Origin of the sequence: Brooklawnia propionicigenes, assembly GCF_030297015.1 — a bacterium.
GTDB lineage: Bacteria > Actinomycetota > Actinomycetes > Propionibacteriales > Propionibacteriaceae > Brooklawnia > Brooklawnia propionicigenes.
Genome location: NZ_AP028056.1, coordinates 1,751,423 through 1,770,745, shown reverse-complemented (window position 1 = coordinate 1,770,745; position 19,323 = coordinate 1,751,423). Strand labels below are relative to the sequence as shown.

Annotated in this window: 17 protein-coding genes and 4 pseudogenes; 12 read left to right on the top strand and 9 right to left on the bottom strand. The window is 64.6% G+C overall.

Annotation, left to right across the window (positions count from 1 at the left end; translation table 11 throughout):
* Positions 1-237 precede the first annotated feature (237 nt).
* The 6 genes from QUE25_RS07985 (at position 238) to QUE25_RS07960 (ending at position 6,475) form a co-directional block, all read left to right on the top strand.
* On the top strand, positions 238-576 hold the full coding sequence (locus QUE25_RS07985) for a hypothetical protein (RefSeq protein ID WP_286263815.1): 339 nt from the start codon (positions 238-240) through the stop codon (positions 574-576).
* A gap of 34 nt (positions 577-610) precedes the next feature.
* On the top strand, positions 611-1,519 hold the full coding sequence (locus QUE25_RS07980) for a hypothetical protein (RefSeq protein WP_286263813.1): 909 nt from the start codon (positions 611-613) through the stop codon (positions 1,517-1,519).
* Entirely contained in the window at positions 1,516-1,857 is a 342-nt protein-coding gene (locus tag QUE25_RS07975; protein ID WP_286263810.1) for a hypothetical protein, read from the top strand. Before QUE25_RS07980 ends, QUE25_RS07975 begins: the two co-directional genes overlap by 4 nt.
* Before the next feature lie 6 nt (positions 1,858-1,863).
* The gene (locus QUE25_RS07970) at positions 1,864-3,693 is read left to right on the top strand and encodes a sigma-70 family RNA polymerase sigma factor (protein ID WP_286263808.1); all 1,830 of its coding nucleotides are present in this window, start codon (positions 1,864-1,866) and stop codon (positions 3,691-3,693) included.
* A 530-nt stretch (positions 3,694-4,223) separates the two neighbouring features.
* Positions 4,224-5,750 (top strand): IS21 family transposase, encoded by a 1,527-nt coding sequence (gene istA / locus QUE25_RS07965; RefSeq protein ID WP_286263806.1) that lies wholly within the window; start codon positions 4,224-4,226, stop codon positions 5,748-5,750.
* Entirely contained in the window at positions 5,747-6,475 is a 729-nt protein-coding gene (locus QUE25_RS07960; RefSeq protein ID WP_286263804.1) for an ATP-binding protein, read from the top strand. The genes istA and QUE25_RS07960 overlap by 4 nt, the downstream gene beginning before the upstream one ends.
* Here QUE25_RS07960 and QUE25_RS07955 read toward each other — a convergent pair.
* Together QUE25_RS07955 and QUE25_RS07950 are read right to left on the bottom strand one after the other, a co-directional pair.
* A complete protein-coding gene (locus QUE25_RS07955; RefSeq protein ID WP_286263776.1) occupies positions 6,440-7,324 on the bottom strand; it encodes an IS3 family transposase in 885 nt (294 codons plus the stop codon). The genes QUE25_RS07960 and QUE25_RS07955 overlap by 36 nt on opposite strands.
* The gene (locus QUE25_RS07950) at positions 7,321-7,641 is read right to left on the bottom strand and encodes a transposase (RefSeq protein WP_286263801.1); all 321 of its coding nucleotides are present in this window, start codon (positions 7,639-7,641) and stop codon (positions 7,321-7,323) included. Before QUE25_RS07950 ends, QUE25_RS07955 begins: the two co-directional genes overlap by 4 nt.
* 69 nt (positions 7,642-7,710) lie before the next feature.
* Between QUE25_RS07950 and QUE25_RS14840 the strand changes: the two are divergent.
* The 5 genes and pseudogenes from QUE25_RS14840 to QUE25_RS07930 all read left to right on the top strand — a co-directional run.
* Positions 7,711-7,848 (top strand): annotated as a pseudogene (locus tag QUE25_RS14840) (ATP-binding protein); the annotation flags it as partial.
* Between the two features lie 283 nt (positions 7,849-8,131).
* A complete protein-coding gene (locus tag QUE25_RS14835; RefSeq protein ID WP_425332768.1) occupies positions 8,132-8,638 on the top strand; it encodes a pyruvoyl-dependent arginine decarboxylase in 507 nt (168 codons plus the stop codon).
* A complete protein-coding gene (locus QUE25_RS07940; protein ID WP_340312682.1) occupies positions 8,628-10,169 on the top strand; it encodes a radical SAM/SPASM domain-containing protein in 1,542 nt (513 codons plus the stop codon). The genes QUE25_RS14835 and QUE25_RS07940 overlap by 11 nt, the downstream gene beginning before the upstream one ends.
* 34 nt (positions 10,170-10,203) lie before the next feature.
* Complete coding sequence (locus QUE25_RS07935) at positions 10,204-10,917, top strand: hypothetical protein (protein ID WP_286263796.1); 714 nt, start codon at positions 10,204-10,206, stop codon at positions 10,915-10,917.
* Positions 10,918-10,933: 16 nt separating this feature from the next.
* Positions 10,934-11,746: an SDR family oxidoreductase gene (locus QUE25_RS07930; RefSeq protein ID WP_286263793.1), complete on the top strand. Its 813-nt coding sequence runs from the start codon at positions 10,934-10,936 to the stop codon at positions 11,744-11,746.
* A 457-nt stretch (positions 11,747-12,203) separates the two neighbouring features.
* Here QUE25_RS07930 and QUE25_RS14830 read toward each other — a convergent pair.
* From QUE25_RS14830 to QUE25_RS07905, 6 genes and pseudogenes are all read right to left on the bottom strand, one after another.
* Positions 12,204-12,368, bottom strand: a pseudogene (locus QUE25_RS14830) (IS1634 family transposase); the annotation flags it as partial.
* 15 nt (positions 12,369-12,383) lie between these two features.
* Positions 12,384-13,358 (bottom strand): annotated as a pseudogene (locus QUE25_RS07925) (IS1634 family transposase); the annotation flags it as partial.
* A gap of 114 nt (positions 13,359-13,472) precedes the next feature.
* Positions 13,473-14,162: a group II intron maturase-specific domain-containing protein gene (locus tag QUE25_RS07920; RefSeq protein ID WP_286263791.1), complete on the bottom strand. Its 690-nt coding sequence runs from the start codon at positions 14,160-14,162 to the stop codon at positions 13,473-13,475.
* Positions 14,110-14,892, bottom strand: a complete 783-nt coding sequence (locus tag QUE25_RS07915; protein ID WP_286263788.1) for a reverse transcriptase domain-containing protein — start codon at positions 14,890-14,892, stop codon at positions 14,110-14,112. Before QUE25_RS07915 ends, QUE25_RS07920 begins: the two co-directional genes overlap by 53 nt.
* A 550-nt stretch (positions 14,893-15,442) precedes the next feature.
* The gene (locus QUE25_RS07910) at positions 15,443-16,063 is read right to left on the bottom strand and encodes a hypothetical protein (RefSeq protein ID WP_286263786.1); all 621 of its coding nucleotides are present in this window, start codon (positions 16,061-16,063) and stop codon (positions 15,443-15,445) included.
* 107 nt (positions 16,064-16,170) lie between these two features.
* A pseudogene (locus QUE25_RS07905) lies at positions 16,171-17,583 on the bottom strand (IS1634 family transposase); the annotation flags it as partial.
* Between the two features lie 111 nt (positions 17,584-17,694).
* Here QUE25_RS07905 and QUE25_RS07900 point away from each other — a divergent pair.
* Positions 17,695-17,988 (top strand): hypothetical protein, encoded by a 294-nt coding sequence (locus tag QUE25_RS07900; protein WP_286263782.1) that lies wholly within the window; start codon positions 17,695-17,697, stop codon positions 17,986-17,988.
* Positions 17,989-18,200: 212 nt separating this feature from the next.
* Here the strand turns inward: QUE25_RS07900 and QUE25_RS07895 are convergent, their stop codons facing one another.
* Positions 18,201-19,310, bottom strand: a complete 1,110-nt coding sequence (locus QUE25_RS07895) for a hypothetical protein (RefSeq protein WP_286263781.1) — start codon at positions 19,308-19,310, stop codon at positions 18,201-18,203.
* Between the last annotated feature and the right edge of the window lie 13 nt (positions 19,311-19,323).

Here is a 19,323-nt window from a genome sequence, read left to right as displayed (position 1 = left end):
TCGTCGTGTCGTCGTCGGCGGACGACTGCGGGCACGAGATTGGACGCGGTGTCGCGGTCGGTTGGAGATGGCGGCTCCGAGGGGTCGACGGCGTCGAGCGTGATTGCGGGGTCTGATGCTTCAGATGTTCGCGCTACGGGTCCTTGGGGGGCGCTCGGTGTCCACGAGGTTCGGCGGCGTCCCGTTAGGAGGGTGAACGAGAGGGAACCGGCCGACGGCACGGGAGGGACGACAGCGATGGCGATGAACGAGATCCAGCAGCAGGCACGCAAGAGCGCCGCGGAACGGGTCGCCCGCTTGCGGCAGCAGCGGGCGGACCTGGTCAAGAAGCAAGAGGAGCTGTCGGCCACGGTGATGACCGCGCTGGCCGAGCGCGACGCCGTGATCGCGGACACCGAACGACGGGCAGGCGCGGCACTCAAGGAGCTCGCCTCCAGCGGTCTGAGCCTGGCGCAGGCAGCCCAGTGGTGCGACCTCGTCGACAAGGACGCCGCACGACTGGTCAAGCTCGCCGCCCAGCCGACCAGCGCCGAGGGCGCCTCGACGGCGAGGGAAACCGTCAGTGGTGACCGGTAGCTTCCGGAGCATCGGGAGGTCGAGGAGGACCATCATGACGACGTCAACGGACTCCCCGTTCCGAAGCGGCCAACTCCGCCGAGCGGGCGTGCTCATGAAGTTGCCGCGGGTGGTGATCGCCGCGGTGGTGTGGCTGCTGGTCATCGAAGCCCTGCCCGGCCCAGCGGCGTGGGGCGCCCTGGCGATCGTCGTCGTCGGCACGGTCGCCGGGGTCGTCGCCGAACCGGTGATCATCCGCCTGGTGTGGTGGGCGCGCCGCCCCTCGACCCCACTCGCGGTCACCGGCGACCCGGGGGTCCGCGTCCTGGTCACCGGTCAACGCATCGCCGGCATCGGGCGGGCCGGACGCCGCTGCCTCGTCGTCCCGGCGACCTGGATCGGGCGGACTGACCTACCCGCGCTGCTCAGCCGAGCGCGGCAACGTCAGCTGGTGTCGGCGGGACGGTTCGACGTCGCCTACCAGTGGTTCACCTGGCCGTGGCAACTGCTGGCCGCTTCTGCCTCCGGGTTCGCGCACGGCATGACCAGGTTGCCTCTGATCGGGTTCGCCTGGCGGTTGCGCATAGTAGTCGCAGGCATTGCGGTCTGGCAGACCGTGGTCGCCGGGCAGCGCGCGGCCACCGTGGGGATCGTCGTGGTGATCGGACTGACCTACCTGCTGCCGTGGACGGACGCCCGCCATGAGCGCCTGGTCTCGCAGGCTCTCGCGGACCTCGAACGGTCGTCGGCCACGCCAGCCCCGCCGGCGACGCGGCGTCCGGTCGTGCTGCCCGTCCGGCCCACCGCGACCCACGCCGGACGCCGATCCTGCACCTCTGCGCCGCGGCGTGGCCCTGAGCCCTGTGGACAGTGGCGCTCGCCCGCGCGCCAGGTGACTTGTACGGGCGAAGGGATTCGTGCCCACGATCCGAGGACATCTGGAAGGAAAGGATCACGATCATGACCGAAGTGCAGATCCCCATCGAGTCGATCGCCAAGGTCGATCTCCTGCTGGGGCAGGCGACCATGCTGACTGCTGACCGTTGGGACGACTTGGCCGCGATGATCCACGAGGCGATGGGGATCTCGCTGTTGATGGCGGCCACTCACCCGTCGAGCCGGCCCGTGGACGTCCCGGGACTGACACGATTGACGGCGCTCGAGTGCGTCGAGAACGCGTTGCGCGAGGTTCATACCTGGGATCTGGCCCTCGCCGCAGACCTGCCCGACTTGGCCCGGCTGAAGGTGCTGTTGGCCGACGTCCGCAGGGAGTGGGACAGCGCTGTCGGACGCCGAGGGTAACGGCCCATGTGGCAGGCCGTTCAGCGGGAACTCGCCCGCCTCGAGTGGGACGTCGAGCCGCCGCTCACCCTCGATCTGATGGCCGACTGGACCCGGACAGTGTCCAGCTTGGTGGCGATCCGCCGAGCGCTCGGCCCGACCTCCACTGCCGACCCCCTCGCGTTGCTGGCCACCGCAACGACCGGCGCAGCGCGAACTGCGGACGTGAAACCGATCTTGGCGCCGTCGCTGAGCGATGTGAGCGCGGCGCTCGCCGACGTCGGCCAGAACATGGCGGCGCGCCCCGACTTCGACCGACAGCGCGACGCGGCGACCCTCAACCACGTCGCCTACGAACTCGTGCACTGGGTGCGCGTCCGGACGCCGGACGACCGCGCGAAGGCATGGCTGCTCGCCGGCGAGACCGCACTCGACGGCGCGATCCACGCCCCAACGCGCCGATCGGCCGTCGGCGTCGGCCTGGCGGCCTGGCAAGAGGCCCTCGCAGCAGTGCAGCCCGTCCACAACGCCCCCATCGTGCGCCGCAGTGTGGCGCTCGGGCACCTGGCGATCCTGCGCGACACTCACGCGCTGGTTGACGAAGCCGCGAAAGCCGGGGCGCTGCCCGGGCCTTACGGTGACGCCCTCCTCGGCAGCATCCGCGAGCTCGCCCGAGCACACCAGACCACACTGGGCCAGATCGACGGCCGACGCCTCGGCGCTAACCGGGTCGACCAAGCCGTCATGCTCCAGGTGGGCACCGCCGTGCGGCAACTCGCCGGACGTCCAGAGCCTACCGAGCCTTCTCACGTCCGCCTGGATGTGCTGCTGCGCTCGGGTCTCGGCCAAGCGGTGCTTGTCGCCAACATCCTCGGCGAGCCCGCGGCCCATTCCGCTGCGGCGAGGGTCAGCAGACTGTCACTTGAGTACCTGACCAACCCCCGGATCCTGCGCGAGTTCGACCTGCCGGACGCTGTGGCGCAGCCCGCGCCAGTGGAGCCCAAAGCCGCAGCCGTCCGCGAACCCGGAGCCTCGGCACGGATCGCTCCGATGCTACCGACGATCACCCCCGGCACGGTCCAGGAGGGCCCTTCGATCTTGGCCCTCTGCCACGCCCGCGATCTCGGTGCCGCCGCAGCGACCGGCGATCCGGCGAACCCGCCCGAGATCCTTCGGGGGGTCGACCCATCGCGTTGGCCGCAGTTGGTCGCCGAGGGACAGCAGGCCGTGACCGACTTGGTCGCCTCGGTCCTCCCGATGGTCTACGCCCAGACCAGACGGACTTCCAACGCCGGGGACATCCGCGGCCAGATGTTCGTTGAACTCACGGGCGCGGCCTACCGATTCGACCCCCAGCGCACCAGCCCGGAGGGTTGGGCGAGCTACGCCTGGATGACGATCAAGCACACCCGCTGGCGCGGCGTTGACGACGCCGGAGTGGTCCGCAAGCGCACCACCGCCCCCCCACCGATCACGGTGGCCCTCGGCGAGAGGGACCCGGCGAGCAGCGCGCCTGACCCGGGCGATGTCGCTCAAGACCGCCAGTCGGTGGCCGCCATCACGCAGGCTCTCGGGCAGCTGCCTCCGTCACTGCGGGAGCCGCTGAGGGCGTCGATGCAAGGACACCCGCTCAGGGAGATCGCCGAGGACCTCGGGTACTCCGAGAGCACCGCCCACCGGCGCATCAAGGAAGCGCGTGAGCATCTCAGAGAAGAACTCGCCTTGGGCGTGGAGAACCGCCCTTGGGTCGCCTTCGACACGGATGTCGATCCGGTGCTGGAATACGCGCAGGGGATGTTCGAGGAATCCTTCGGCCGGTCGGTGAGCCCCGAGCAGGTCCGAGGGCGCCCCAGGTGAGCACGACCTCGAGGACCGCAACGACGATTCTGAACGGCCAGGCTGGCTAGCTCAGCCAATCCCTTGTCCGGGCGGATACCGTCACCTGCTCACGGCGCAACGTTGCCAGTACGCCGATACCAGACCGGCTGACGGACGATCGAGAGGCAACTCGACGGGGGTGAGTGGCTCCCGTGGCGAGTGAGTCGATTGAGCGATCAATAACTTGGCGAGCCAGGATAGCTCGCAAGCGCAGGAAGGCCGTCGACGTTGAGCGCATTGGCAGCGATTTGACATAGGGCGTGGCCCCCCCAGCCCCTTGATCGCACGCAGGGATCCAAGCCGTTAGCGCCCACTTGTCGGCGGACACGGCAAAATGCCCAGTGACGGTCATGTAGTTGCCCGCTGGCGGTCATGAAATCTGCCCGGTGGTGGCCATGGGATCTGCCCGACACGACATCCGTTGCCTGGCCGCGTCCGCGGTCGGCGTCCCTTCCTCGAGTGCGATGAGTGGTGCTGAAGCACTGTTCGTCACCCGGGGAAGGGACATCTTGAAGTCTGCCGAGGAAATCATGGAAATCTTGGATGCTTACGATCTGACTGGGTCGTTGCGTGATTCTGCCGAGTTGGTGGGGTGTTCTCATCACACGGTGAAACGCTATGTGGAGGCCCGCGACAAGCTGGGTGGCCCGCCGTCGGGGACGGCCCGCCGGCCTCAGCTGATCGATGACTACCTGGACAAGGTCGAGGAGTGGGTCGAGCGGTCGAAGGGGAAGGTCCGCGCCGACAGGGTCCACCAGAAGCTGGTGTGGCTGGGGTTCACCGGCTCGGAGCGCACCACCCGCCGCGCGGTCGCGGCCGCGAAGGCCGCGTTCCGGGTCGGGAACCGCAGGGTCCATCGGCCGTGGGTGACCGAGCCGGGGATGTGGTTGCAGTACGACTACGGCGACGGGCCGTTGATCGATGGGGTCAAGACGGTCCTGTTCGTGGCCTGGGTCGCGTGGTCGAGGTTCCGGGTGGTGCTGCCGCTGCGGGACAAGACCCTGCCCTCGGTGTTCGCCGCCCTGGATGTGACGTTCCGCCGGATCGGTGGGGTCCCGACGTATGTGTTGACCGACAACGAGAAGACCGTCACTAGCGAGCACATCGCCGGGATCCCGGTCCGGAACCCACAACTGGTCGCGTTCGCCTCGCACTATGCGGTGACCGTTCACACATGTGTCCCGGCGGACCCGGCGAGCAAGGGCGGCACCGAATCATCGGTGAAGCTCGCGAAGGCCGACCTGGTGCCCACGGAGGCGAACCTGCGCGACGCCTATGACTCGTTCGCCGACCTGGAAGCAGCCTGCGAAGCGTTTGGTGAAATGGTGAACAGTCGCCCGCATCGGGTGACACGTCGGGCCCCGGTCGAGATGTTGGCCGAGGAACGTCTCCGGTTGCATCCTGTCGCGGCGGCGCCGTTCACGGTCGCGTTCGGGACCACGAGGGTGGTTCCGGTCAACACGCCGATGGTGAACTTCGAACACGGCCAGTACTCCGTCCCTCACCGGCTCTGCGGGGCCACGGTCTGGGTCCGGGTCCACGGCCGCGGCGCGGATGAGCAGATCGTGATCTGCCACCTCACCGACGCGGGCCCGGTCGAGGTCGCCCGCCACCGACGCGCCACCCCCGGCACCCCGATGCTCGACGGGCAGCATTTCCCGCCCGCACCGGCAGGCGCCCTGGAACGGACCCCGACACCCCGGACGGTCGCGGACAGCGAGTTCCTGGCTTTGGGGGAAGGGGCCCGTCTCTGGCTGGTCGAGGCCGCTCACGCGGGCACCGGGAAGATGCGGGTCAAGATGGCCGCCGCGGTCCAGCTCGCGCGTCTGTTCAACCCCGCCGACGTCGACTGGGCCTTGGGACATGCCGCGGTCCACGGCCGCTTCGCCGAGGCCGATCTGGCCTCGATCCTCGACCACCACCGCAGCCGACCCCACCCCCAACAGCTGCAGGCCAGCGAGGACAAGTCCCTGACCCAGGGCACCCGCGGCTGGGCCACCTACGGCACCACCACCCCTGAGGAGATCGCCTCATGACCGGCCAGAGCGCCCCGGTGGCTGGGGTTCCGGTCGCCCCGCCGCTACCGGCCGACCTGGAAGCGCTGCTGCGCCGGATGCGGTTGCCCCACATGCGCACCGCAGCACCTGACATCCTCGCCACCGCCCGAGCGCAACGCTGGGAGCCCGCCGAAGTCGTCAAAGCCCTCCTCGTCGAGGAGGTCACCGGCCGTGAACGCTCCGCGCTGGCCACCCGCCGCACCGCGGCCGGGTTCCCCACCGGCAAAACCTTCGACGCCTGGCAGCCGACCGCCTCATCGATCCCGGCCCCCACCCAACAAGCACTCCGGACCCTGGAATGGGTCGGCCGGCGGGAGAACCTCGTCGTCTGCGGCCCCTCCGGCACCGGGAAGACGTTCTTCCTCGAAGCACTGGGCCAACACGCCGTCGAACAAGGACTGCGCGTCGCCTGGTTCACCCTCGAAGACCTCGGCCTGCTGCTACGCCGGCACCGCGCCGACGACACCGTGTCGAAAGCCATCGCCCGGATCCTGCGCGCCGACCTGGTCGTCGTCGACGACATCGGCCTGCTACCCGTGTCCCACGACGCCGCCGAGGGCCTCTACCGCTTGGTCGACGCCGCCTACGAGAAACGCTCCGTCGCGATCAGCTCCAACCTGCACCCCGCCGGCTTCGACTGGAGTGTTCCCGATAAAGTGGATAGCTGTTTAGGCTGCGAGTTCAAGTATGTTTCTGTAGCCTAGCTCATATTCTTGCGGTGTCAAGTATCCGAGCGTTGAATGGCGACGAGTCTGGTTGTAGTATTCCTCAATCCAAGAAAACGTGTACTTCTTCAGAGTCTTGAGATCTGGCCAAGGCCGGGTATGGATGAGTTCCTTCTTGTAGGTCGCGAAGAACGATTCGGCGACCGCGTTATCGTAACAAATCCCGGTACGGCCCAATGATCGACGAATCTTGTGTTTCCGACAGTACTTAGCAAAATCCGTCGACGTATACTGCGTCCCACGGTCCGAATGAAAAATCACGCGTGTCCGAGGCCGACGATGAACCCGAGCCATATCCAAAGCATCAGTGACCAACGAGGTACGCATATGGTCATCGACAGCCCAACCCACCACCTTCCTGGAATACAGGTCGATCACCGTCGCCAGATAAGCCCAACCATTCCACGTCTTCACATACGTGATATCACCACACCACTTCTCGTTCGGCCCCGACGCCTCGAACCTTCGACCGATCAGGTCCGGGGCCGGCACCGGATGCTCGCCAGCCACCGTGGTTCGCCGCCACGCCGCGGGATGACGGCCCTGGACACCCAGCGCCCGCATCAACCGCCACACCCGCTTGCGCGACACCCGGTGCCCGCCAGCAGCGAGCTCGGCATGAATGCGTCGGACCCCAGGCCGGCCCGGGCTGCTGGCATAAAAATGGCGAATCAATCCCATCAGCAGATCGTCTTGGTCGTGCCTGACCGAAACCCGATGACTCCGCCACTTGTAATAGCCCGAGGTCGACACCTGGAGTTCCCGACACATGAACACCACCGGATAAACACCCTGATCAGCCCAGTCCGCGATCGCAGCAAACTTCACTGCTGGTCTTTCGCGAACCAGGTCGCCACTTTTTTTGCGAAACTGGCCTGCATCTGGAGATGAGCGTTTTCGTCCAGCAGCCTCTGGTAATCCGCGCGGAGCTGTTCGAGCTCGGCCCGTTCCGAGCGTGTCAAAGACTCGTCCGGGTCACGCTGCTCATCGCGCAAGTCTCGTTCTTTCTTCACCCATTTCCCTAACGTCTTCTCGAGGACGCCGATATTCCGTGCCGCCTCAGCGATCGACCGCCCATCATCCAACACCAACGCCACCGCGTTAGCTTTGTACTCCGCCGTGAAATGCCTCCGCGTAGATCCCATAATCAGCTCCCCTTCACCCTATCGGGAACCGCAAACCTCACCAGTGTCCACCAAACCGGGAACGGTCCAGACGAACTCATGCCCAAAACCCTGGCCACCGCCACCGTCGACCGGCTCCTTCACCACGCCCACGTCTGCCAAACCAGCGGCGACAGCGTCCGACTCACCCAAGCCCTCGCCGGCCGGGGGGTGACCCCCTTGCACTAACCCAGCCTCGACCGAGGTGGATGGCCAACAACCCCCCAGGGGCAGATCCCATGGCCACCACCGGGCACTTCTCGTGACCGCCACCGGGCAGGTTTCATGTCCGCCTCCGGGCAGAAACCAGTGGCCCTTGACACCCACTGCTGGTCTGTCGGCGTCTCACGATCGACGACACCTCTGTCGGGCATCGATCAACTGCTAACGTCGCACGCAGCGGTCGTCGCGTTTCAGTGCGACCTCGGAACACGCTGGCAGACACTCGGGAGGAACACCTGTGCATACCAGGATGACGCAGTGCCTCTCGGGATCCGCTCACGGCGCAACCAAACTGGCGGCATTTCACGCAGCCCTGCGCGCGGTTGGCATGGCAGAGGCAAATCTCGTCAGGCTGAGTTCTGTAATACCGCGCGGCTGGAATGTGACACAGAGTCAGCAGGTCCCGGTTGGGATGTTCCCGCCTGGGGCCATCATCCCAGCCGTGTACAGCATCGCGGTGTCAGACGAAGGATGCTCCGCCGCTGCGAGCCTTGCCCACGTAGTGAGCAGTTCAGGAGGAGGCTACTTCGCGGAAAGCGAGCCCTGCACCTACCCATACGAGGCAGAGACCTCCGCTATGCGATCCCTACTGGACATGATAGAGGGAGATGGGCGTGTATATGACGAGCCGAAATGCGTGACCGCCTCCATACAGAGCATGCCCGGTCGTCACGCCTGCGCCTTGGTCATCGCCCCGTTCGGCTGGCTCAGCGCGAATTCCCTTAACGAATTCGTGGAGGTCCCCCGTGAGCCTTGATACGCGTACGCAGGGGCCAGTATCGGTGGCACTGCATGTCACCCAATTCTGCGCCCACGCCTGCCCCATGTGCTACTTCTCGGCTGGGGACCAGGCGCCTCACGCGGAAACCAGCCAACTCCTGAGAGTGCTCGATTCGCTCGCCGGTACATCTGTCAAGGAGGTGATATTTCTGGGAGGGGATCCTGCCGAGCACCCCGAGATTCTACGGCTCTGCGCTCGCGCACACGAGGTCGGCCTCCAGACTCTGATTCTCTCCAACACTCATGCCTACCTAGAGCGTGATCCCCTGATGGGAGCACGGCTCGTTGACGTCTTCGAAACAACTATCCACGGGCCAACGTCGGAAGTTCACGATGCATTCGCTGGCTCGGATGGCGCCTTCAATCGCGTCGTCGGTAACCTCCAGAGGGTAGCAAATTCCGGGAAATCCATCGGGGTTGCCTACAATGCCATCCCCGAGAGCGCTGCCCGCCTCTACGAAACAATCGCCGCCCTCAAGAATGGCCACGCGCTACCCGTCGACCACGTGCTGATTCAGCGGATCATCCCGAGTGGAAGGGCGCGCGACTCGGCCCGTTACACCCTTTCGCACAATGACGTTCTACGTCTGTTCGAAGATATCGAGCGACTCTCCAGCGACTATGGGATTGCCGTTAGCTGTGAAGATGCCTTTCCGTACTGCACGGTGCCATCAAGATTTCATAAGTACCTGAAGCCTTGTGTGTGGGGTTCAACCCACGGTTCCCTCGACGCCAGCGGCAATCTCACACGGTGCGGCGCGACGACAGCCTACAACCTGGGCAACGTGCTGCTGAAGAGCGTGGACGACATCTGGGCTACTAGCGCGCAATTGGCGTCGTTCCGTCAGCTACAGCATCTGTCGGCGAGTTGCGCGCGCTGCCATCTGGTCGATGAGTGCAGGGGCGGCTGCTCCCTTTCCTGCAGCGCTGGCGTCGAACGAAACGACTATCTAGCCCGATATATCCCGACCAAGGGAGCGGCACCGGAAGACTTTCGACCTTCAGTGGCTGGGGTGTCCGAACTGCAGGACATCTTGCGTATTGAGTGGGCGTGCTTTCCGCATTATGTTGACAAGTTCTCGTTGACGGACCTTGAGCACTGGTGGGGGCTTATGCCGGAAATCTTCACTGTGTGGAAGGATTCATTTGGGGACGTTGTCGGGTACGCCGCGACAGTGCCGCTCACGCGTTCGGGTTTGCAGAGACTGATAAGTGAACCGGGGGTCTCCTCACTGGCGCATCTGTCCGATGATGACGTGCAGGTCGGTGCGGAGAGCGCACCAGAAGCCATTCACGTCGAAGTCATTGCCACATTGCCTGGGGTTCCGAAGGCCGCTCGGTCTGCAGTCATCAAGTACTTGTCAACCCAGCGAGAGTCATTGCGCATCCCAGTGACATGCACTCCGATAACGGATGCAGGCGTGAGCTTAGCCTCGCGGGCGGGACTGCTGCCCGTGCCGGAGAAGCCTGCAGTGTGGACAAGTCCACTCGGAAGCCGCCATGAATAGGCTTCGCGAGTGGGCCACTGATCAGGGTCTGTCGGTGGTGGTGATTACGGTCCTAACCGTCCTGTTCTCGGTTGTTCTTGCCGAGTTCCAAACGAAGTTTGGCTATCTGACCATGATAGTCTCCTTGCTGACGGTCCTCATTCTCTATTCGTTAACTTCCTTCTTGGCTTTCCATAGTATCGGAAGGCGGATTTCTGGAGACGTTCAAGAAACTCTGGCTGTCATCGAGGCGAGACAGGCGCCGGTACCGGAGGCGCTTTCGTGGTTGATTGCGACCGAGCAGTTGGTCGCATTCGAGAGTCAGACTAAAGCTAGAGAAATTTGGCTCATTTCCCCGGATCTTTCGGAAGACATCATCGACGCACCGTTCAGTAGAGTGGTGAGGGAGAATTTGACTCGGGGCATCGAGTATCACTTCTTTATCCCCGACACGGCCGTGATGCGTTCGCGCGCAGAGCAGTTGCGCCGCCGACACAATCAGAGCGCGCTTGTGCATGTCAATTTCTTGAGTGATGAGTTCTTCTTCTTGGTTCAGGATTTTGATTTCGTCATCTACAATCCGTATGCTGTTGATGCGGGGGGCCCAAGAATCGCTTACATGGGATTACCTCTGAGTAAGGCAGACGGTCGATGGCAGGCGCGCGTGGGGGATAATCTCATCGACGCTCTGATTGGTCAGTTGAGCCGTGCGGATGCGCATCAACCGCGCGGCGCGCGGCGGACTGGTATGGTTGTCGAGGGATCTTGATGAAGGGCGAGGACAAATGCGTGATCGTATTGGACTGATTAGCGGGGCGACGTCTGGAGTCGGTGGCGCTATCGTTGCCGAGAGGCTTGCTCATGGGGATTCGGTTATTGCAGTCGGCCGCTCCGTAGAGCGACTGGCCGACTTGCGTGATGCGACCCCCGCCAGCGTCGGGACAGGCAAACTACTAACGCTCTCGGCTGATCTGAGCACCCGCGAAGGTCAGACGCTCTTGCGATCGGCCATAGAGGCATCCGCCCCCGACGGCTTGGACTACCTTGTGCACGCCGCCTTTGGGCACATCGGTGAGGACGAGGGGAAGAGCATCGCCGACATCACTCAAGAGGAGCTCGTCGAGTTTCTTTCGAACAGCGTTATTCTTGCGCATCTGACCGTGCAAACATGCCTTCCCAGCCTTCTAAGGAAGCGGGGCTCTCAACTGGTCTTTATTGTCGCGGACTGGGGGCTCCCTCAGCACAATGTCCTTCTTTATGGCGAGTCAGAAGGAGGTGCAGTGGGGTCTGAGCCGTACGTCTCTGCTAAGTATGCCCTCACTGGGCTTGCTTCCGCTTTGGAGATTCAGCAGGATGTGCGAGTGACAGCTGTCTACCCGGGTGTCATCGCAAGTGCTGCCCTCGATACCGCTGGCGAACCTACATTTCTTACCTTGGACGCCACGGACGATGAGGTGGCCGCAGCGGGGTATTCTGTGCCTGAGGCTGCGATTCCCTTGTCCGACATTGTCGCCGCTGTCTCGTTTGCTCTTTCAACCAGGGCCACAGTGAAGACTATTTCCATTCGCCCGACGGGGCGGGGATACATCGGGGTATAAGTATCGCGATTGCTGGGGCCCGTTCGGAAGCGTGCTCGATGGGGCCCTCGCTCGGGGGACGCCCGTGCAGTCGGGGGCTTAAAGGCAACCGTTGCGTCGATTTCCTTAGGCTCGGCTGTGTGTTGATCCGAACTCTCTCCTTGCCGGCGGCCCACATGTGCTCCTGGCTGGGCGGTGGTCGTGGGACTACGCAGTTGCCTGACGGCAAGCGCGCGGAGGGGTGGCGTCGGCCGTCACGCCGTGGACACTGGAACCTTCTGTTGGTGCCGGTCGGCGCTGATTGCATGCAGGGGTCTTCGCCCGAAGGTGTCCAAGGCTGTCCACCGGCAGCAGTCTGCATCCGTTATGCGGGTGACTGGCTGTCTGGCCGATGACAGGAGGCCGCGATGCGGCTCGAGATCCGACGCAAGACCGATTTCGGCGTAGTCGGGCCTGAGTTCAACAATTCGGGCCTGATTTAGTGCCCCGCTCGGCCAGGGATCTTGGTGAGGATGGCTTCGGCTTCGGGGGTGAGGCGTGGTTGGGCCTGGATGGGCTGGCCTGTGATGGTGATCGTGACGCTCTGGAGGGGTCGCAGGGTCTGCACGAGGCGCTTGATGCTGACCCCGGTCTGGTCTTGGACCCGACTTGGGCCAATTTAGTGCGCATCTGAGTTGTTGATCTTGGCGAGGATGTCGGCTTCGTCGGCGGGGATGGGTTGGCTGGCGGTGATGGTCTGGCCGGCGAGGGTGAGGGTGACGTCGCGGTATTGGCGGAAGGTACGCACGAAGCGTTTGATGGTCCATCCGGTGGCTTGTTCGATGTGGTGGCTGACGGCCAGCGCCGCGAACACGACGGCCAGGTGAGCGTCGATCGATTCCTTCTTATGGTGGTAGACCGGGCGGGCTTTCAAATCGCTTTTGGACATCCGGAACGCGTGTTCGACATGCCACAACTGGTGATACGCGCCGATCACGAACTCGGCCGGCTTGTCGAGATTGGTGACATACGATTTCCAGCCGGCCAGGGCTTTCACTTTGGCCTCCAGTTCCCGGTTGATCGACGGACGTGCCCCGGACAAGGTGATGAACCGGTTGCGTTTCACCGGGGTCTTCCCCGCGACCGCGTTCGCGGCTTTCGTGAGTTGCTGGTCGACACCGTGCAGGGTACGGCGGGCCCGATCGGCCCGGTACTGGAAATACACGCTCCGATGCCGGGTATCGGCCTTGACACCCATCACCTGTTTTTGTGACAGCACGAGCTGATCGGGCGGCTCAGCGTCCGGATGCTGTTTGCGCCACTGGCTGATCGCGTACGGGATCTCGGGAATCTTCCCGCCCACGATGAACGACCAGCCGGCATCCTCGATATCTTTCAGGTTCTGCTCGCTCATCATGCCGGCATCGGCGACCACGACCACATCAGCGATCCCGTGGGCCTCCACGAACCCCCGGATCAGCGGGATCATCGTCTTGGTTTCGGCCCGGTTCCCTTCGAACGCTTCAATCATCAACGGGGCACCGGTCGCATCGGTCAACAACCCGACCGTGATCTGCGGCTCCAACCGGCGCTCCTTGCTGAAGCCGGGCTCACGGAACCCGTCACCGGTATCAGTCTCGAACCATAACGTGGTGGGTCGGCGCGGGGCGCGGTGACAGCGTTACCGCTGTTCCGTTTCCCCGGGCCGCCCGCCGAACCCGCCGTGCGCCTTTCAACGCAACGGGCTCTCCACGAGGTTGATGCCGGTTCACGCGGTGATCGTGAGGTCGTAGGGGTTGGGGATGCGGTTGCCTCGATACCGGTAGCGCTCGATGCGTACCTTGGTGGGATCGAAGAGGACCGCTGCCGGGGTGGTGATGGTGTTCCAGCTGCCGTTGGGGCGGCGGAGCCATCGTTTCACCCCTTTCCAGCCCCAGCGGTGTTGCTCGCGTTGCCAGGCGACGAATCTTCGCCAGGTGAAATACCTGAGGAAGGAGAACCGTCGTCCGGCGAGCGCGTGGCGGAAGTAGTACGTCCAGCCTCGCAATGCCGCGTTGACCTCGTTGATCACGTCGGTGAGTGGTCGTGGGGACCGGCGGGGAGTCAACGCACGGATGGTCTGTTTGATCTTGGTGAATGCCTTGTCGGCGATGAAGACCATGCAGAACCATTTCCGGTCTCCTCGTCGTTTCTTCCATTGGATGTGGAAGCCGAGGAAATCGATTCCCTCGCTGAGGTGCGCGACGCGGGTCTTGGACTCGGACAACGTGAGCCCGACCGTTGCCAGCACCTTGGCGGCGTGTTCTTTCAACTGGGCGGCGTCTTGGCCGCTGCCGTTGGTCATGATGACGAAATCGTCGGCGTAGCGCACGATCCGCCAGTTGGCCTTCCCGTGATAGCGGCGTTTAGCGCGAGCAGCCTGGGTGGACTGATCGCCGCCTTCGGCCCACGGGGCCATGATCGCTTCGTCCAGCACGGACAACGCAAATATTGGCCAGCAGCGGCGAGATGATCCCGCCTTGGGGTGTTCCTTCGATGGTGGCGGCCTCGCGGCCGAGTTCGTCAAGAACTCCGGCTTTGAGGAATGCCCGCACCAACGCCATGACCTGTTTGTCCTTGATCCGTTCACGGACTCGTGCGAGTAGCGCGGTGTGGTCGATATGGTCGAAACATCCTGCGATGTCTGCGTCCACCACCCACCGATACCCGCGCGTGGCGTAGTAATGGATCTCAGCGACCGCGTCATGAGCGCGCCGCTTCGGCCTGAACCCGTAGGAGACCGGCACAAAGTCGGCCTCGAAGATCGGTTCCAGCACCATCTTCAAAGACTGCTGCACGACCCTGTCGGCCAGCGTCGGGATCCCCAACGGCCGCGACTTGCCGCCCGGTTTGGGGATCAGCACCCGGCGCACCGGGCAAGGCCGGTACGTGCCGTCTTTCAAGCTCGCGGCGATCCCTGCCAGAAACGCCCCGACCCCGCCCTGCTGAACGAGTTGACGCACCGTGAGGCCATCAACTCCAGCAGTACGGGCTCCTTTGTTGTGTGCCACATGCTCCCAAGCCACCAGCAGGTAGCTGGTATGCGACACCAGATTGAACAAGTCACCGAACCGCGCCTGGCGGTCAGCCCTTGCCCACCGGTGATACTTGACCTGCGTCCGCGCTACCCGCGCGCCGATGATCTCCATCAGCGTCGGGGCATCAGAGTTCACCGATGCATCCTTGCGCCATCACAGCACCTCCTATCCAACCTCGCTGCCGCCCTTCCCCATGTGTCCGGCTCTCCCGGACCCGGAGTACTACGGCGGCTCCGCCAGCCTTCCGGTCGATCAGCAGACGACGTGCTCAACCCATCCCGGGCACGCTGGCCGCGCACCCGGACAGGCAGACCGAACGGCCTTCCCATGTTCACTTGCTGTTCGCTGGTCGAAGGAGGCACCCGGCTATCTGCCTGCGGCCTCACCAGCACCTACTCCGTAGTCATTCGCTGCTGGCCCCACCACGGGATCGTTACTCCACCCCGCAGCAGTCCACCCACCGACAATCGCCCGCAGATGGCGCACCGCGCCCGCCCCAGATCCATCGGGTTCGAGACGCTCATACGTCAAGACAGGTACTCACACCGGTTCCTCGCGTATACCTCTTCGACAACGCTCGCCGCACCCACACCATCCGACAGTGCTAACGCGTCACGGCTTTGCCAGGGCTGCTCCCACCCATCCCGGGCGTCTCCCCAGGTCAGGCTGCCCCCAGCTTCAAACCCCTGCCACGGCAGGGAATCAGGCGAAGGTCTCTCACCCCCACTCGAACAACAAGCGCCTCATGGCGCACCGTCACATCGTACAAAACCAGGGCGGCAGGACCCAGATCAGACCTGGCTGAAACAGCCCCTGACAATCGGTGACGAAACGCGGGTTCGGCGTAAACAGGCAGCCGCCGTTTCACGGTGCGATACGACAATGGCCGGATACCGGCCTCAGCCAGAACCCGGGCAGCGTCCAGTTTCGACGACGGTTCAATGATCCGCGCGGTCACCAAATGCTCGAACACCAGATCCCCGCCAGCGGCCCGCTCCAAGCCGAGTTGCCGATAAACACCGGCGATCGCATCCAGCAGCCGGCCCATCCGCATCCCGGCCACCACAACCTCAGACTCCACCGCCAGGGCCGGGTCTTCGAGGGGGAGCTGGTCTTGCCCGGCAGCGATCCGCTGCACGGCAGCTGCCTTCAACAGTTCGACCTCGGCCGGAACCCGCGCCGAGCCAATGTGTTCGATATCTCGTGACCCACGCACCGACTTCCACACGATCTGGACAGCCGTCGCCCCCGACCCCGTGGTCACCGTCCGCACATACGCCACAAAACCAAGCCTGAAACCCCCACCACTTAGTGCGCAACCCCCAGACCAAAGCAGCTAGCCACTCCCATGATCAACCCCGAAACCGAGAGTCATGGCCCAAGTCGGGTCTGGAGGGGTCGCAGGGTCTGCACGAGGCGCTTGATGCTGACCCCGGTCTGGTCTTGGAGGTGGCGGGCGACCGCGAGCGCGGCGAAGACGATGGTGAGGTGGGCCTCGATCGGTTCGCGTTTGCGGTGGAAGATCGGTCTGGCTTGGAGGTCTCCCTTGGCCATCCGGAAGGACTCCTCGACGTGCCACAGGTCCCGGTAGGCGGCGACCACTGCTGCGCCGTCCATCACGTCGGCGCCGATGTTGGTGACGTAGCCCTTGAACCCGGCGCAGAACCTGGCCCGTTCGATGACGTCCCAGTTGACCTCGGCCTTCTTCCCGTCGGCGTCGGTGGTGACGGTCACGAACCGGTCCCGGGCGACGGGGCGGAGCCCGTCGGCGACCTTCTCGGCCTTGACGACCTGGGCGTTGATGGTCTTGTCGTCTCGCTTGTGGCGCTTGAAGGAGTAGTGATACACCACTCGGCGGGTGCGGCGCTGCCGGCCGGTGCCCATGTCGCGGGTGGTCTCGATCGTCGAATCGTCGGGGGTGTAGTTGCCGTGGCGTTCGAAGTGGTCGCCCAGGTCGTAGGGCACGTGCGACTGGCGGGAGGCGACGATGAAGCGGCATCCGGCGTCTTCGAGGCCGTTGAGGTTGTCCGCCGACAGCATCCCGGCGTCGGCGACCACCACCAGCTCATTGATGCCGTGGCGGGTCTTGAACTGCTCGATCACCGGGATCAGGGTCTTGGTCTCTGCCTTGTTGCCCTCGAAAAGGGCGACCTCGAGCGGGAACCCGCCCGCGGTGACCAGCAACCCGACGGTGACCTGCGGGTCCACGCGGCGTTCCTTACTCATCCCGACCTTCCGGAGCCGGTCCTCGTTGGTCACCTCGAAATGCAGTGTGGTCAGGTCATACATCACCAACGCCACCGGCCCCCGGGCGGTCGCGTGAGCCCAGCAGGAGGCGGCGACCCGGCTGCGGTAGTCACGCTCCACGCACCGCCGCAGACAGTTGTAGAGGGTATTCACATGTGGCACCGGCCGACCCAGGTCACCCAACACGCGCAGCGTGTCCTGCTTCGAGGTCGGCTCGATGATCCGCGCTGTGACCAGCGCTTTGAACACTTCGTCGTTGATCTGGTCGAACCCCAGCTGTTCGTACGCGTCGGTCAGCACCCGCCACAGCACCTCGCTCGACGCGTGCTCCACGATCGGCCCGACCGGTTCCCGTCTGGGCTGCTCCACGAGCAGCAGCTCGTCCTGGACGCCATGGACCCGTTGCTGCGCGGCGCTCATCAGCACCGCGAGCTCGGTCTCGTCGTGAGCCGAGCCCACATGCTCGAGGATCCTGCGGCGACCGTTGCGTTTCTCGACGATCTGGACCGCTGTCGCCCCCGACGCGGTCTTCACCTTCCGCACGAACGGACTCACACCCGCACTCTACCCCCGATTAGTGCCCCAAAACCGGCACCCAAACCAGCCCCGACAAGCCCCTCAACCCCGCCGATCAGGAGTAGTTGTGGAAGTCAGGTCGGGGACGGGATGCAAATCAACGCCGCGCGAGGCGTTGTGCCGCAACGTCTTGCGCCCGCAGGCTCGAGCGCGCGGGGGCCCGCCCTGGAGATCGTCGCAGTCAACGATAAGTCCGTGTTCGTGCGTGGGAGGACGCACGGAGTTCGGGTCGTCGTCGAACCGGAGCCTTCATTCGCGGACGCTCCCCTCATCATCGAGGACCTCCTCCTGCAGGCAAGGCAACTTGCCGACTCCGGCGCACCGACTGAGGCGGTCAGGGCGATCCTCGACCACGTAGCCGCGCTGCTGGAAGGCCGCGGCTGATGGCCGGGTACCGCAGGCCCAGCGAGGCAGAGCGCGCCGCAGCCGCCGAGGCTCGGCAGGCGACGCTCGACAAGCTCCACACCCAGTTGAGTGACGGCATCCTCGCCCTCAACGACCCGCAGGCATGGCAGGCCTGGCTCAAGTTCTCCAGCCAGTTCCATCGCTACTCGACTGGCAGGAGAGAGATATTCGAAGTCCGTGAATACCTGGGTTCAGCCACGGGCGCCGGCGTATTTGGCCCAGTTCCCGCCGGATTGGCTGCTCTGTTTGGCGATGGTTGCGGTTCGCAGGCCGAGGACGCCGGAGAGCATGGCGGGTGGGATCTCGCGGCTGAGTTGCTCGGCGGCGGCGAGGCGCATGCGGCGGGGTTCGATGCCTATGCGGCGGAGGCGGTCGCTGAGGTTGACTGCGTGGATGTGGGTGCCGGCCCATTGACCGGGGAACAGCCACGGGTTGGGCAGGTTCTCGGCGGTGCCCTCGCGTCGTTTGATGGGCAGGGTTTGGATCAGGCTCGCGAGCGGTTCGGGCAGGTCGATGGGGTCGACTCCGAGCCGAAGTTGGACGCCGTCGCCGTCGCTGGTGATGTCGCTGCGGGTCAAGGTGATGATGCGGCTGAGGGTTTGGGCGTAGAGGACGATGAGCAGGCCGGCGACGCGATCGGCGGGGTCGAGGGTGTCGTCGGTGAGGAGCCTGGTCGCGGTGGTCCAGCGTTCCTCGGGGTCGGCGGGCGCGGTTCGGGTCCCGATGTAGGAGGCGGGGGGCAGCTGGACTCGCTGGGGCAGGTGTTTGCGTTTGTGGGCCCAGGCGAGGAAGGGGCGGGTGTTCCAGCGGGCGGCGCCGGGGCCGGCGAACCAGTCGTCGATGTCGTGCTGGGTGATGCTGTTCAGGGTCCGACCGCGGGCTTGCAGGGTGGTCAGGAAGGCGATGGTGCGTTCGATCCGGTTGCGGGCGTTGGCGACGGAGTTGGTCAGCTCGAGGCCATCGGCCGCGCGTTGCCGCAGGGGCGGCAGCACTTGCCAGCGGATCCAGCCGGCGATGATGCGGCGGTGCGGCTGGTCGAGTTCGGCCAGCAGCTGATCGAGGTTGTTCTCGAGCCGCCGGATGGGCCCGGTGGGGTCGGGGGTCAGGATCTCGGCACTGATCAGCAGGGCGCGCAGATGCCCGACCGCCTTGGGGTGGGGGAGGGTGTCGAGGGTGGCGTGATCGAGGCTGGTCCGGCCTTGGTCGAGGGCTGGACCGTTCCCGGTTTGGTGGACACTGGTGAGGTTTGCGGTTCCCGATAGGGTGAAGGGGAGCTGATTATGGGATCTACGCGGAGGCATTTCACGGCGGAGT

Coding starts and splice junctions, on each gene's coding strand:
- QUE25_RS07985 (WP_286263815.1), top strand. CDS start 238: ATGGCGATGAACGAGATCCAGCAGCAGGCACGCAAGAGCGCCGCGGAA.
- QUE25_RS07980 (WP_286263813.1), top strand. CDS start 611: ATGACGACGTCAACGGACTCCCCGTTCCGAAGCGGCCAACTCCGCCGA.
- QUE25_RS07975 (WP_286263810.1), top strand. CDS start 1,516: ATGACCGAAGTGCAGATCCCCATCGAGTCGATCGCCAAGGTCGATCTC.
- QUE25_RS07970 (WP_286263808.1), top strand. CDS start 1,864: ATGTGGCAGGCCGTTCAGCGGGAACTCGCCCGCCTCGAGTGGGACGTC.
- QUE25_RS07960 (WP_286263804.1), top strand. CDS start 5,747: ATGACCGGCCAGAGCGCCCCGGTGGCTGGGGTTCCGGTCGCCCCGCCG.
- QUE25_RS07950 (WP_286263801.1), bottom strand. CDS start 7,641: ATGGGATCTACGCGGAGGCATTTCACGGCGGAGTACAAAGCTAACGCG.
- QUE25_RS14835 (WP_425332768.1), top strand. CDS start 8,132: ATGACGCAGTGCCTCTCGGGATCCGCTCACGGCGCAACCAAACTGGCG.
- QUE25_RS07930 (WP_286263793.1), top strand. CDS start 10,934: ATGCGTGATCGTATTGGACTGATTAGCGGGGCGACGTCTGGAGTCGGT.
- QUE25_RS07920 (WP_286263791.1), bottom strand. CDS start 14,162: ATGGCCCCGTGGGCCGAAGGCGGCGATCAGTCCACCCAGGCTGCTCGC.
- QUE25_RS07915 (WP_286263788.1), bottom strand. CDS start 14,892: ATGGAGATCATCGGCGCGCGGGTAGCGCGGACGCAGGTCAAGTATCAC.
- QUE25_RS07900 (WP_286263782.1), top strand. CDS start 17,695: ATGCAAATCAACGCCGCGCGAGGCGTTGTGCCGCAACGTCTTGCGCCC.
- QUE25_RS07895 (WP_286263781.1), bottom strand. CDS start 19,310: ATGCCTCCGCGTAGATCCCATAATCAGCTCCCCTTCACCCTATCGGGA.